Origin of the sequence: Cryobacterium sp. TMT4-31 (genome assembly GCF_004403385.1) — a bacterium.
GTDB lineage: Bacteria > Actinomycetota > Actinomycetes > Actinomycetales > Microbacteriaceae > Cryobacterium > Cryobacterium zongtaii.
Map to the genome: position 1 here is coordinate 53,054 of NZ_SOGI01000006.1, position 13,233 is coordinate 66,286.

Genomic DNA, 13,233 nt, shown 5'->3' on the forward strand with positions numbered 1-13,233 from the left:
CCAGTACGAGAGCGGTAGCCTGTGACCACCATGAACGTCAAGAAACTTCTGCGCGGGCCGCTCCTCTACATCATCCTGGCTGTCATCGCCGTCTGGGTGGGGTCGAGCCTCCTGACCATGTCTGGCTTCCGCGAGATTTCCACCCAGCAGGGCCTGGATTTCCTGAAGGACGGGAAGGTGTCTGAGGCGAAGATCGTCGACGGCGATCAGCGCGTCGACCTCACCCTCAGCAAGGCCGATTCGACCTACGGCGAGCAGGTGCAGTTCTACTACGTGGCCCCCCGCGGCGAAGAGGTCGTCGCCGCCGTCACCGACGCCGACCCGAAGGACGGCTTCACTGACGAGGTTCCCCAGGCCAGCTGGTTCCTGTCGCTGCTGGGCATCCTCCTGCCGGTCCTGCTGATCGGTGCGTTCTTCTGGCTGATGCTCTCCGGCATGCAGGGCGGCGGCAACAAGGTCATGCAGTTCGGCAAGTCGAAGGCCAAACTCGTCTCCAAGGAGACCCCGCAGGTCTTCTTCACCGACGTAGCCGGCGCGGACGAAGCCATCGAAGAGCTGCAAGAAATCAAGGACTTCCTCAAGGAACCGGCCAAGTTCCAGGCCGTCGGCGCCCGGATCCCGAAGGGCGTGCTGCTGTACGGTCCTCCCGGAACCGGAAAGACCCTTCTGGCCCGCGCCGTCGCCGGCGAGGCAGGCGTTCCGTTCTACTCGATCTCCGGTTCCGACTTCGTCGAGATGTTCGTCGGTGTCGGTGCCAGCCGGGTGCGCGACCTGTTCCAGCAGGCCAAGGAGAACTCCCCGGCGATCATCTTCGTCGACGAGATCGACGCCGTCGGGCGCCACCGCGGCGCCGGCATGGGCGGCGGCCACGACGAGCGCGAGCAGACCCTCAACCAGCTCCTGGTGGAGATGGATGGCTTCGACGTCAAGACCAACGTGATCCTCATTGCGGCCACCAACCGGCCCGACATCCTCGACCCGGCGCTCCTGCGTCCGGGACGTTTCGACCGTCAGATCGGCGTCGACGCCCCCGACATGCTCGGCCGCAAGCGCATCCTGGAGGTGCACTCCAAGGGCAAGCCGATGGCCGCCGGCGTCGACCTCGAGGTGCTCGCCCGCAAGACGCCGGGCTTCACCGGCGCCGACCTGGCGAACGTGCTCAACGAGGCCGCACTGCTGACCGCGCGTTCCAACGCCCAGCTGATCGACAACCGCGCCCTCGACGAAGCCGTCGACAGGGTCATGGCCGGTCCGCAGCGCCGCACCCGCGTGATGCGCGACCAGGAGAAGCTCATCACCGCGTACCACGAGGGCGGGCACGCTCTCGTTGCCACGGCCATGCGCAACACCGACCCCGTGACCAAGATCACCATCCTGCCCCGCGGCCGCGCCCTGGGGTACACCATGGTGATGCCGCTCGAGGACCGCTACTCGGTGTCTCGCAACGAGCTTCTCGACCAGCTCGCCTACGCCATGGGCGGCCGGGTCGCCGAGGAGATCATTTTCCACGACCCCACCACCGGCGCCTCGAACGACATCGAGAAGGCCACCGCCACGGCTCGCAAGATGGTCACCGAGTTCGGCATGAGTAGTGATGTCGGACCGCTCAAGCTCGGTTCGGCCTCCGGTGAGATGATGTTCGGCCGCGACATGGGCCACCAGCGCGACTACTCGGAGCGGCTTGCGGAGCGGGTGGACACCGAGGTGCGCCAGCTGCTCGAGAACGCGCACGACGAGGCCTACACGGTCATCAACGCCAACCGGGCGATCCTCGACGACCTGGCCGCGAAGCTGCTCGAACACGAGACTCTCGACCAGACCGCGCTGGTGGAGATCTTCGCCGACGTGCAGAAGCTGCCGCCGCGCCCGCAGTGGCTCTCCAGCGACAAGCGCCCGGTTTCCGACCTGCCCCCCATCGCGATGCCGACGCCGAAGGCGCCCATCGACGGTGCGGCGGTCGACGGTGGCGTCACCAGCGGCGGCGCCGATGCGGACAAGCCCAAGCGCGCCCCCGCACTCAAACCGCGCCCCGCAACCGCGTAGACCGGCCCCCGTGGGAGTCGACCAGCCACGCATCGAAGCGGCCGTCGCCGAGATCCTCGCCGCCATCGGTGAGGATCCCGGCCGGGCCGGCCTGGCGTCGACCCCGGAGCGGGTGGCGTCGGCCTACGCCGAGTTCTTCGCCGGTCTCGGCCAGGACCCGCTCGACCACCTGAGAGACACCGTGCCGGTCGGAGACCGGACCGGTGAACTGGTGCTGCTGCGTGACATCGAGTTCCGTTCCGTCTGCGAACACCACCTGCTGCCGTTCCTCGGCACCGCCCACCTGGCCTACCTGCCCGGTGAGCGCATCGTGGGACTGGGCAAACTGGCCAGCGTCGTGACGACCCTTGCCGCCAGGCCCCAACTGCAGGAACGGCTCACCGAAGAGATCGCCGACACCCTCGAGACCGGGCTGGCGCCGCGCGGGATCCTGGTGGTCCTCGATGCCAGCCACGGTTGCGTGACCACCAGGGGCCCTCGCCAGACCCACAGCTCCACCGTGACCATGGCCAGCCGTGGCGACCTGGCCTTGCCCGTTGCTCGCTCGGAGATCATCGCCCTCATCGGCGGGACGCAGGTCGTGCGGTGACCCTGGTGATGGGTGTGCTCAACGTCACTCCCGACTCGTTCAGCGACGGTGGCCGGTGGGCGAGTACCGACGCTGCCGTGCGGCACGCCGTGGACCTGCACTCCTCGGGAGCCGACCTCATCGACGTCGGCGGGGAATCCACCCGGCCCGGCGCCGACCGGGTGTCGCCCCAGGTCGAGCAGGACCGGGTACTGCCCGTGATCACCGAGCTGCGCCGGCTGGGCATCATGACCAGTGTCGATACTCTCAACTCCGAGACCGCCGAACGGGCCGCCGACGCCGGGGTCGACATCATCAACGACGTGTCCGGCGGCCTGGCCGACCCCGGTATGGCGGCGGTGGTCGCCCGCACCGGCCTCACATACATCGCGATGCACTGGCGCGGCCACGCCCGCACCATGGACACCCTCGCTGAGTACGACGACGTGGTCGCCACCGTGGTCGCCGAATTGACCGCACGAGTCGCCGTGCTCGAGGCTGCCGGGGTGGCGCGCAGCCAGATCGTCGTGGACCCCGGACTCGGCTTCAGCAAGGACGCCGAGCAGAACTGGCGGGTGTTCGCCAGGCTCGACGCCTTCGCTCCGCTCGGCCTACCCGTCATGGTCGGTGCCTCCCGCAAACGATTCCTGGCCGGCGTGCTGCCGGAAGACGCCACCATCCTCGACCGGGATCTGCCGACCGCCGTGCTCAGCGTGCTCGCCGCCCAGGCGGGCGCCTGGGCCGTTCGGGTGCACGACGTGGCGGGTACCCGGGCCGCCCTCAACGTGCTCGCCCGGGTCGATTCGGCCAGAATAGGGTCATGAGCACCGACTCGATCACCCTCACCGGGCTGCGGATCACCGCGCACCACGGTGTCTTCGACTTCGAACGCGAGAACGGCCAGGAGTTCGTCATCGACGTGACGGTCTGGCTGGATTTCCGTGCGGCGGCGTCCGGTGACGACCTGACCCGCACCATCCACTACGGCGAACTCGCCGAGGAGGTCGCCGACGCCGTGCGCCGCGACCCCGTCGATCTCATCGAGACCCTCGCCGAGCGCATCGCCGACGTGGTGCTCGCGCACGACGCCGCCGAACGCGTGCAGGTGACAGTGCACAAGCCGCAGGCTCCCATCGAGATCCCCTTCGAGGATGTGTCGGTGCAGATCGAACGCACGCGAATCGAACGCACGCAAACCGAAGGGAGCCGCGCATGACCGACGCCGCAGCCGCCGCTCCGGCGCGCACCGCCGTGCTCGCACTGGGCAGTAACCTCGGTGACCGCGAGGGCACCCTGGCCGCCGCCGTGCGCGCCGTCGCCGAACTGCCGGGCGCGCAACTCACCGCGATCTCCCCGGTGTACGCCTCCGACGCCGTGAAGCCCGACGGGGTGGACCTCACCGCACCCGGCTACCTCAACCTTGTGGTGAGCGTGCTCTGGACGGGCGAACCGCACGCCCTGCTCGACGCCGTCAACGCCATCGAAAACGACCACGGCCGGGTCCGGGAGGAACGCTGGGGCGACCGCACCCTGGACATCGACCTGATCTGCCTGGGCGACCTCCGCATCGACGACGACAGGCTCACCCTCCCGCACCCGCGCGCGGCGGAACGTGACTTCGTGCTGGCTCCCTGGCTCGACATCGACCCCGACGCCGAGCTGCCCGGCCGGGGCCGGGTGCGCGAACTCCTGGCCGTCACCGCACGCACCGCCAGGGCGCATCCGGTGACCGCGAGCACCGACCCCGCGCATACCGAGGTCGCCCACACCGAGACCCTGCACAAGACACCGGGCCGACCGCGACCGGGCACCCCGGACGACCCCACCGGAGACCTCCCCGAGGACGAGGACGATCGCCGATGAAGCGCACCCACCCCACCCCGCTGATCGCGCTGGGCCTGGCCGGGCTCGTCGTCGGGTTCCTGGTCGAACTGGCGGCGACGGCCTGGAGCGCGCCGATCATAGTTCCGCCGTTCACCCTGCCCCTGGCCCTGATCCTGATCGCCGTGATCCTCGTCTGCCTGGCCTGGCCCATCCGCCAGGCCACCAGAGGTCGGGCGACAAAACGCGTCGACCCGTTCCTGGCAATGCGGATCGCCCTGCTCGCCAAGGCATCCAGCCTGTCCAGTGCGCTCCTGCTCGGCGTGGGCCTCGGCATCGTGGCTTTCATCCTCACCCGGTCGGTGGTACCGGCGGTAACATCGTTGTGGCTCGCAATCGGGATGGCGCTCGGCGCCGTGCTCCTCCTCGCGGGCGGTCTCGTAGCGGAGCATTTCTGCACACTGCCGCCGGACGACCACGATCACGACGATGGGGGACCGAACGATGGCGGAGCAGCCCGTGCCTGACTACCCCGGCAGCGATCCCATCGAGGCCGTGGCGCCCGTCGGTGCCCGCCTCGACCTGCCGGAGGCGGGCGAATGGAAGCGCGTGTCGCCGAAGTACGTCATGGTCGAAATCGTGGGGACCGTCATCTTCCTGCTCATAGTGTGCGCCGCCGCCGGGGCCCTCTGGCTGCTGCTTGACCAGGTCTGGGCCGCCTGGGTGGGCGGCTTGATCGCGCTGATCACCATGGTCTCGCTGGCATTCGAGCCCCGCCGGGTGCGCTCGATCGGGTACCAGCTGCGCGCCGACGACCTGCTCTTTCGGCGCGGCATCATGTACCAGCGGTTCGTGTCGGTGCCTTACGGCCGCATGCAACTGGTCGACATCACCCGCGGCCCGGTCGCGCGCCTGCTCGGCCTCGCCGACCTCAAGTTCGTCACGGCCGCCGCGTCCTCCGGCGTCGCGATCCCCGGCCTCGCCGAGGCCGACGCGGATGCCCTCCGCGACCGCCTGGTGGAACTGGCCGAGAGCAGGCGGGCCGGGCTGTGACCTCCCTCGCCGACGGGGACTGGCACCGCCTGCATCCAGCGAGCCCGGTGCTGCGCGGCGGCATCTTCGTCTTCGCCCTGCTCGGCTTCGTCATCGCCAACCTGCGCGAGCGCTTCGTCGACGTGGTCTTCGGGATCCCACGGCAATCCGGCGACCCCCTCGATGAGATCTACGAGCGCGGCGCCGTGGGCTGGGCGCTGCTCATCGCCGCCGCGATCCTCATCGTCATCCTCATCGCGTTCACCCTGTCCTGGCGGATGCACACCTTCAGGGTCAGCGACGAATCCGTCGAGGTCCGCAGCGGCATCCTGTTCCGCAGCCACCGGCAGGCGCGCCTGGACCGCATCCAGGGCGTTAACATCGTGCGCCCCCTCATCCCGAGGCTGTTCGGTGCGGCCAAGCTCGAGGTGAGCGTGGCCGGTCAGGACGCAAACGTGCAGCTCGCCTATCTCGGCTCTGCGCTGGCCGACGGGCTGCGCCGCGACATCCTGCAGCTGGCCTCCGGTGCACGCCAGCCCCGGCCCGTCGCGGGCGAGAGCGTGCCAGAGGCGCCGCTGCCGGCCGGCGACCCCGCACAGATCCCCGCCGACACGGCGACCGCCGCGCACGCCGGCCGCCGCCAGGCCCTGAACGACTACGCCACCAGCCGGGTGGGCGAATTCCTCGCACCCGAACTGGACCCTGACGCCGCCCCGCCGGAGTCGGTCGTCCGGATCCCGGTGCTGCGGCTGATCGGCTCGATAGTGTTCAGCGGCTTCACGGTCTTCGTCGCCGTGGCCATCGTCGCTCTCATCGTGAGCGTCATCGTCGGCGGCAGCGAGTGGTTGCTGATCGCGATCTTCCCCGGCCTCATCGCGAGCATCGGATACTACGTCTCCAGGTTCACCAAATCGCTGCGGTACAGCATCGCCGGTACCAGGGACGGCGTGCGGGTGGGCTTCGGGCTGCTCACCACGAGCAACGAGACCCTGCCGCCCGGACGCATCCACGCCATCGGCGTGACCCAGCCGCTGGCCTGGCGGCCCTTCGGATGGTGGCAGATCAGCATCAACAAGGCCGGCCACTCCACCAACGACGGCGCAGCCGGACAGGCGGCGACCACGGTGCTGCCTGTCGGGTCGCTGACCGACGTGGCGAAGGTCCTCGAGCTGATCCTGCCCGGGTTCGCGCTCGACGAGCAGCGGATCCTGATCCAGCACGGCCTCATCTCCCGCGGCGGCGACGACGGCTTCCGCAACGCGCCCCGCCGGGCGGCCTGGCTGCGACCGTTCTCCTGGCGCCGCACCGGCTACGCGGTATCCGCCGGCGCCGTCCTGCTCCGCCGCGGCGTGCTGTCCAGGGAACTCGTTCTGGTGCCCCTGGCCCGTCTGCAAAGCGTCGGCATCAACCAGGGACCCGTCCGACGCCGTCTTCGACTGGCCACCGCCAGGCTGCACACCGTGACCGGACCGGTGACCGCGACCCTCGGCGTGCTCGACGTGGGGGAGGCCGTGCGCCTGCTGGAGACCGTCACCGCCGGTGCCGTCGCGTCCGCGGAGTCAGACACCAGCCACCACTGGAGTCGCATCGACCAGGACCCAGCGCCGACCCCGCGACCCGCCAGCCCGGTCGGTCCCGCCGCCGCCGCGGAGGTGACCTCGTGACGGTGCGACCGGGCCGTCTGGGGATCGGCGTCATCGGCGCCGGCCATGTCGGACCCATCCTCGCCGCCGCTCTCGCCGGAGCCGGGCACGCCCTGATCGGGATCTCCGCGATCTCGCAGGCCAGCCGCGACCGCGCGGAAGCGATCCTGCCGGGCGTTCCCGTGCTCACCGTGCCCGAGGTGGTGGAGCGCAGCGAACTGGTGATCATCGCGGTGCCGGACGACCAGCTCGACAGCCTCGTGACCGGCCTCGCGGCCACGGGAACCTGGCAGCCCGGCCAGCTCGTTCTGCACACCTCCGCACGCTACGGCACCAACGTGCTGCTGCCCGCCCAGCGGGCCGGCGCGATCCCGCTGGCCATCCACCCGGCGATGGCGTTCACGGGCACCAGCCTGGACATCAGCCGCCTGGCCGACAGCTACTTTGCCGTGACCGCCCCAGCCCCCGTGCTGCCGATCGCGCAGGCCCTGGTAGTGGAGATGGGCGGCGAACCGGTGATCGTGGCCGAGGGCGACCGGGAGGTCTACTCCGAGGCCATCGAGACCGCCACGGCGTTCTCCAGCTCGATCGTCGACCAATCCACCCGGCTGCTCAGCGAGATCGGCATCGAGGCGCCGGGAGCCGTGATCGCGCCGCTGGTGCGCTCGGCCATCGAGAACGCCCTCACCCGCACCGGCGCCAGGCATCCGCTCGACGACCTCGCTGATCTGGGCGACACCACCCACCTGCTCGACCCGCCATACCCGCCCCACCCGCCCCACCCGTTCGACCCGGAGGACCAGTGACCGTGCTCACCAAGCCAGAAGTCATCGACACGATAGACGAGCTGCGTAATAGCCTCTGCCTCGCCAAACAGAACGCCGCGGCCAGGGGCGGCGATGCCCACGTCGTGCTCGTTCCCACCATGGGCGCCCTGCACGCCGGGCACCGGGAGCTCGTGCGGCGTGCCGTCGCCGTCGGCGACATCGTGGTCGTGTCGGTCTTCGTCAACCCGCTGCAGTTCGGGGTGAACGAAGACCTTGACACCTACCCGCGCACCCTCGACGCCGACGTGGCGGCGCTGGCGGAGGAGGGCGCCGCATTCGTCTTCGCCCCGCACGCCCAGGAGATGTACCCGGACGGCGCCTCGTCGACCCGACTGACCGCAGGCGCGGTCGGCGGTCTCTACGAGGGTGCCGCCCGGCCCGGCCACTTCGACGGCATGCTCACCGTCGTCGCGAAGCTGTTGAACATCGTCGAACCCGACATCGCCGTCTTCGGTCAGAAGGACGCCCAGCAGGTTTTCCTGGTGGAGAGGATGGTCGCCGACCTCAATCTGCGGGTGCGCATCGAGGTCGTGCCCACGGTGCGGGAAGACAACGGCCTGGCCCGCTCGAGCCGCAACCGCAACCTCGACGAGCCCGCCCGCACCGCGGCCAGGTCGCTGTTCGTGGGCCTGACCGCGGCCGCGGCCGCGGCCCACTCCGGGGTTCCCGTCGCGATAGTTGCCGCCCACGCGGTGATCGGGGCCGCGCCTCTGGTTAAACTGGACTATCTGGTTGTCGTGCACCCGCACACCTTCCTGCCGGTCGACGACGACTACCGCGGCCAGGCCAGGATGCTGGTCGCCGCGGTGGTCGGCAGCACCCGGTTGATCGACAACATTTCACTGGACATCCCCTAACCGCTTTCAACGGGGTGCCGGGCCTGGCCCGTGTACGCCCACCGACGGAGAACCGCATGAGCACCACCCCCGACGCCGTGCCCGGCAACACGCCCAGCAACGATGACGCACAGGCCGCGGCCGAACTGACCGAGCAGAAGGCCGTGCGTCTGGCCAAGCGTGACCGCCTGAACGCGGCCGCGTCCAGCCCGGCCGGCGGCGCCTACCCGGTGTCGGTGCCCGTCACCCACACCATCCCCGCCGTGCGCGCCCGGTACGGCGAGCTCGAAGCGGACGCCGCCACCGGCGAGACCGTGGGCCTGGCCGGTCGGGTGGTGCATCTGCGCAACACCGGCAAGCTCTGTTTCGCGAGCCTGCAGGCCGGCGACGGCAGCCGCATCCAGGCCATGGTGTCGCTCGCCGCCGTCGGCGACGAATCGTTGGCCGCCTGGAAGGACCTCGTCGACCTCGGCGACCACGTCTTTGTCGCCGGTGAGGTCATCTCCTCCCGCCGCGGCGAACTGTCGGTCATGGTCACCGAGTGGCAGATCGCCGCCAAGGCACTGCTGCCGCTGCCGAACCTGCACTCCGAACTCAGCGAAGAGACCCGGGTGCGCAGCCGCTACCTCGACCTCATCGCCCGTGAGCAGGCCCGCCGCACCGTGGTGCAGCGCTCCCAGGCCGTCGCGAGCCTGCGCGCCACCTTCACCGCGCGCGGCTTCCTCGAGATCGAAACGCCGATGCTGCAGACCCTGCACGGCGGCGCCTCGGCCCGGCCGTTCTCCACCCACAGCAACGCGTTCGACACCGAACTGTTCCTGCGCATCGCACCGGAGCTGTTCCTCAAACGCGCCGTCGTCGGCGGCATCGACAGGGTCTACGAGATCAACCGCAACTTCCGCAACGAGGGCGCCGACTCCACCCACTCGCCCGAATTCGCGATGCTCGAGGCCTACGAGGCCTACGGCGACTACACCTCGATCGCCGAGCTCACCCAGACCCTGATCCAGGATGCTGCTGCAGCCATCACCGGCGGCTCGCACGTGGTCACCTGGGCCGACGGCACCGAGTACGACCTGGGCGGCCAGTGGGACCGCATCAGCATGTACGACAGCCTCTCCGCCGCCGTGGGACGCACCATCAGCCCGGCCACCCCGCTGGCCGAGCTGCAGGCCCTGGCCGCCGCCGAAGGCGTCGAGGTCGACCACCCCATCCACGGCAAGTACGTCGAAGAGCTGTGGGAGCACTTCGTCAAGGGCGACTTGGTCCGGCCCACCTTCGTGCTCGACTTCCCGGTGGACACCAGCCCGCTGGTGCGCGGCCACCGCTCGATCGACGGCGTCGTGGAGAAGTGGGACCTCTACATCCGCGGCTTCGAACTGGCCACCGGCTACTCCGAGCTCGTCGACCCCGTCGTGCAGCGCGAACGCTTCATGGAGCAGGCCCGGCTCGCCGCCGGCGGCGACCCGGAGGCGATGCGTCTGGACGAAGAATTCCTTCGGGCCCTGGAGCACGGCATGCCACCCACCGGTGGCATGGGAATGGGCATCGACAGGTTGCTGATGGCCCTGACCGGCCTCGGTATCCGGGAGACCATTCTGTTCCCGTTGGTAAAGTAACCCGCATGATGACTTTTCTGCCCAAGGACCAGCTGAAGCCGGATGACGACGGCAAGAAGAAGGGCCCGTCGACCAACCGGATCATGATCTGGATCGTGGTGGGTGGCGTCGGCCTGTACCTGCTCGGTTCCGGGATCTTCGGCATCCTCACCAAGTAGCCCGGCGGCGGGCGCGTCCAGATCGCGTAGGCTGAAGGGACTATGGATAGCTTCTGGGCCAACGCTTTGTACTCGCTCGCGCCCACGGTTTTGGTCGGGGTGCTCTTTTGGATCATCGTGCGCGCCATCATCCGTTCAGACCGCACCGAACGAAACGCCTACGCGCGGGTCGAAGCCGAGGAGCGGGCCAGACTCGGCCTTGACAAACCGGCCGCCTAACCGTGTTCGGTATTGACCTTTCCACCATCCTTCTCGTGGTGGCATTCCTTGTTGACTTCGCCATCCGGGTGATCGCGATCATCGTCGTACCCCGCAACCGCAGGCCCACCTCCGGCATGGCGTGGCTGCTGGCGATCTTCCTGATCCCCTACCTCGGTTTCCTGCTCTTCCTGCTGATCGGCTATCGCACCCTGCCCAAGCGTCGGGTGGAAATGCAGGCCGAGATCAACCAGTTCATCCTCGACAGCACCGCCGGCATGGAACGCGTGCAACGCGACCACCCGTGGCCGGGTTGGCTCGAATCCGTGGTCGCGCTCAACCGCAATCTCGGCGCGATGCCGCTCGTCGGCGACAACCGGGCGCGGCTGCACGGCAACTATGAGGAGACCTTCGCCGCGATGGTCGCCGATATCGACAAGGCCCGGAAGTACGTGCATGTCGAGTTTTACATCCTCTCCCTCGACCCCACCACGACGCCGTTCTTCGACGCTTTGGAGAACGCCGTCAAGCGCGGCGTGACGGTGCGGGTGCTGATGGACCACATCCAGTCGATGCGGAAGCCGGGCTTCAAACAAACCAAGAAACGGCTCACCGAATCCGGGGTGCAGTGGCAGCTGATGCTGCCGCTGCAGCCGTTCAAGGGCCAGTGGCAGCGGCCCGACCTGCGCAACCACCGCAAACTCGTCATCGTCGACGGCCGGGTCGGGTTCATGGGCTCGCAGAACGTGATCGACCGCACCTACAACATGAAGAGCAACATCCGCCGCGGCCTCAAATGGAAAGACCTGATGGTGCGGCTCGAAGGCCCCATCGTCTCGGGCCTGAACGCGATCTTCATCACCGACTGGTACAGCGAGACCAACGAGCTGCTCACCCGCGACATCGAGCCCGTGCACCCCGAGGACATCTCGGATGCCATCGACTGCCAGGTCGTGCCCAGCGGACCCGGCTTCGAGGGCGAGAACAACCTGCGCCTGTTCCTCGCGCTGCTGTACTACGCGCAGGAACGCATCGTGATCACCAGCCCGTATTTCGTGCCGGACGAGTCGATCATGTACGCGATCACGACAGCCGTGCAGCGCGGCCTGCACGTGGAACTTTTCGTCTCCGAGATCGGCGACCAGGCTCTCGTTTACCACGCACAACGTTCCTACTACGAGGAACTGCTGCAGGCGGGCGTGAAGATCTACATGTACAAAGCGCCGTACGTTCTGCACGCCAAGCACTTCACCATCGACGACGACGTCGCCGTGATCGGCTCGAGCAACATGGACATGCGTTCGTTCAGCCTCAACTTCGAGGTGTCCCTGATGGTGCGTGGGGCGTCATTCGTGCAGGCGCTGCGGGCGGTGGAGGACGGCTACCGGGCAGACAGTCGGGAGCTCACCCTCGAAGAGTGGATGAAGCAGCCGTTGCGCTCGACGATCCTCGACAACCTGGCCAGGCTGACCTCCGCCGTGCAGTAGCCGCGGCCGGCGAACCGCGGTTCAGCGGCGGGGTTTGAGCCGCACGGTGGGCAGCATCGGCGCAGGCAGCGGAGCACCATGGTACGCGACGTGGCCGAACCGGCCGGCGGCATCCGAGCCGTCGATCACCTCCGCCTGCCACTGGTCCCGCCAGGCGGTGATCTCCTCGTGGCTGCGGCCGATGAAATTCCACCACATCACGATCTGCTCGCCGAGCGGCTCACCGCCCAGCAGTAGCACCCGGGTCGGGCTGTCGCCGGTGTTCTCCAGGCGGATGACCGGACGTCCGCTGTCGATGAAGCCCAGTTCGTTCCGGTGCACTGGTGCGCCGCCGACACTGACGGTGCCGACGTCGACGAGCACCCCGTGTTCGAAAGACCGGTCGACGTCGAGGTCGATCGACGACCCGGCCGGCAGGTCGATCTGAGCGCCGACCAGCGGGGTGTCCCCGGTGGCGGCGGCGGTCTGTCCGGCCAGGGTTCCCAGGAACACGTGCAGGGTGACCGCGCCGCGCGTCACCGGTGTGATGACGTGGTTCTCGAAGTGCGGCGCCTGGTGTCGGGTGAGCTCGGGCAGGGCGATCCACAGCTGCACCCCGTGCAGCGCCGTGGTGTCTGGTGTGGACACCTCGGAGTGGCTGATACCGGAACCCGCGGTCATCAGGTTCAGCTCGCCCGGCCGGACCAGGGCGAGGCTGCCGACGCTGTCACGGTGCTCGACCTCGCCGGCGAACAGCCAGCTCGCCGTCTGCAACCCGGTGTGCGGATGCGGCGGCACCACCATCCCGCCGGTGACCGACACGTCGTCCGGGCCGTAGTGATCGACGAAGCACCAGGCGCCGATCAGGCTTCTCGCGCGCTGGGGGAGAGTGCGACGCACGCCCATCGCCCGCAGACCGCCCAGGGGAACATCCCGGGGCTGCAGGATGACAATATCCACCTCGGTGGTCGTGCTGGGGTCACAGACGAGTTCGACCGGTTCGGTTTCGAGGTTGCTCACAC

General features: G+C 68.8%; 15 protein-coding genes. 14 read left to right on the top strand and 1 reads right to left on the bottom strand.

Annotated elements, in window-relative coordinates; genetic code table 11:
• Positions 1–30: 30 nt before the first annotated feature.
• From ftsH to cls, 14 genes are all read left to right on the top strand, one after another.
• Positions 31–2,043: an ATP-dependent zinc metalloprotease FtsH gene (gene ftsH / locus E3T19_RS00665; protein WP_088458124.1), complete on the top strand. Its 2,013-nt coding sequence runs from the start codon at positions 31–33 to the stop codon at positions 2,041–2,043.
• Between the two features lie 10 nt (positions 2,044–2,053).
• Positions 2,054–2,632: a GTP cyclohydrolase I gene (folE, locus tag E3T19_RS00670; protein ID WP_174776268.1), complete on the top strand. Its 579-nt coding sequence runs from the start codon at positions 2,054–2,056 to the stop codon at positions 2,630–2,632.
• Entirely contained in the window at positions 2,629–3,435 is an 807-nt protein-coding gene (gene folP / locus E3T19_RS00675) for a dihydropteroate synthase (protein ID WP_134407812.1), read from the top strand. Before folE ends, folP begins: the two co-directional genes overlap by 4 nt.
• Positions 3,432–3,827: a dihydroneopterin aldolase gene (gene folB / locus E3T19_RS00680; RefSeq protein WP_088457316.1), complete on the top strand. Its 396-nt coding sequence runs from the start codon at positions 3,432–3,434 to the stop codon at positions 3,825–3,827. Before folP ends, folB begins: the two co-directional genes overlap by 4 nt.
• On the top strand, positions 3,824–4,474 hold the full coding sequence (folK, locus tag E3T19_RS00685; protein ID WP_088457315.1) for a 2-amino-4-hydroxy-6-hydroxymethyldihydropteridine diphosphokinase: 651 nt from the start codon (positions 3,824–3,826) through the stop codon (positions 4,472–4,474). Before folB ends, folK begins: the two co-directional genes overlap by 4 nt.
• Complete coding sequence (locus E3T19_RS00690) at positions 4,471–4,959, top strand: DUF3180 domain-containing protein (RefSeq protein ID WP_134407813.1); 489 nt, start codon at positions 4,471–4,473, stop codon at positions 4,957–4,959. The genes folK and E3T19_RS00690 overlap by 4 nt, the downstream gene beginning before the upstream one ends.
• A 100-nt stretch (positions 4,960–5,059) precedes the next feature.
• A complete protein-coding gene (locus tag E3T19_RS00695) occupies positions 5,060–5,485 on the top strand; it encodes a PH domain-containing protein (RefSeq protein ID WP_370028287.1) in 426 nt (141 codons plus the stop codon).
• On the top strand, positions 5,482–7,128 hold the full coding sequence (locus tag E3T19_RS00700; protein ID WP_088457312.1) for a PH domain-containing protein: 1,647 nt from the start codon (positions 5,482–5,484) through the stop codon (positions 7,126–7,128). Before E3T19_RS00695 ends, E3T19_RS00700 begins: the two co-directional genes overlap by 4 nt.
• A complete protein-coding gene (locus tag E3T19_RS00705; protein WP_088457311.1) occupies positions 7,125–7,913 on the top strand; it encodes a Rossmann-like and DUF2520 domain-containing protein in 789 nt (262 codons plus the stop codon). The genes E3T19_RS00700 and E3T19_RS00705 overlap by 4 nt, the downstream gene beginning before the upstream one ends.
• Before the next feature lie 2 nt (positions 7,914–7,915).
• Positions 7,916–8,791, top strand: a complete 876-nt coding sequence (gene panC, locus E3T19_RS00710) for a pantoate--beta-alanine ligase (RefSeq protein ID WP_370028177.1) — start codon at positions 7,916–7,918, stop codon at positions 8,789–8,791.
• A 56-nt stretch (positions 8,792–8,847) separates the two neighbouring features.
• The gene (lysS, locus tag E3T19_RS00715) at positions 8,848–10,389 is read left to right on the top strand and encodes a lysine--tRNA ligase (protein ID WP_134407814.1); all 1,542 of its coding nucleotides are present in this window, start codon (positions 8,848–8,850) and stop codon (positions 10,387–10,389) included.
• 5 nt (positions 10,390–10,394) lie between these two features.
• On the top strand, positions 10,395–10,547 hold the full coding sequence (locus E3T19_RS18825; protein ID WP_165787931.1) for a hypothetical protein: 153 nt from the start codon (positions 10,395–10,397) through the stop codon (positions 10,545–10,547).
• A 42-nt stretch (positions 10,548–10,589) separates the two neighbouring features.
• Positions 10,590–10,766 (top strand): hypothetical protein, encoded by a 177-nt coding sequence (locus tag E3T19_RS18830; protein ID WP_165787932.1) that lies wholly within the window; start codon positions 10,590–10,592, stop codon positions 10,764–10,766.
• An 11-nt stretch (positions 10,767–10,777) separates the two neighbouring features.
• A complete protein-coding gene (cls, locus tag E3T19_RS00720; RefSeq protein WP_088458123.1) occupies positions 10,778–12,232 on the top strand; it encodes a cardiolipin synthase in 1,455 nt (484 codons plus the stop codon).
• A gap of 21 nt (positions 12,233–12,253) precedes the next feature.
• On the opposite strand, the gene E3T19_RS00725 is transcribed toward cls, so the two are convergent.
• Positions 12,254–13,231, bottom strand: coding sequence for a pirin family protein (locus E3T19_RS00725; protein WP_088457308.1), 978 nt, complete (start codon positions 13,229–13,231; stop codon positions 12,254–12,256).
• Positions 13,232–13,233: the final 2 nt, after the last annotated feature.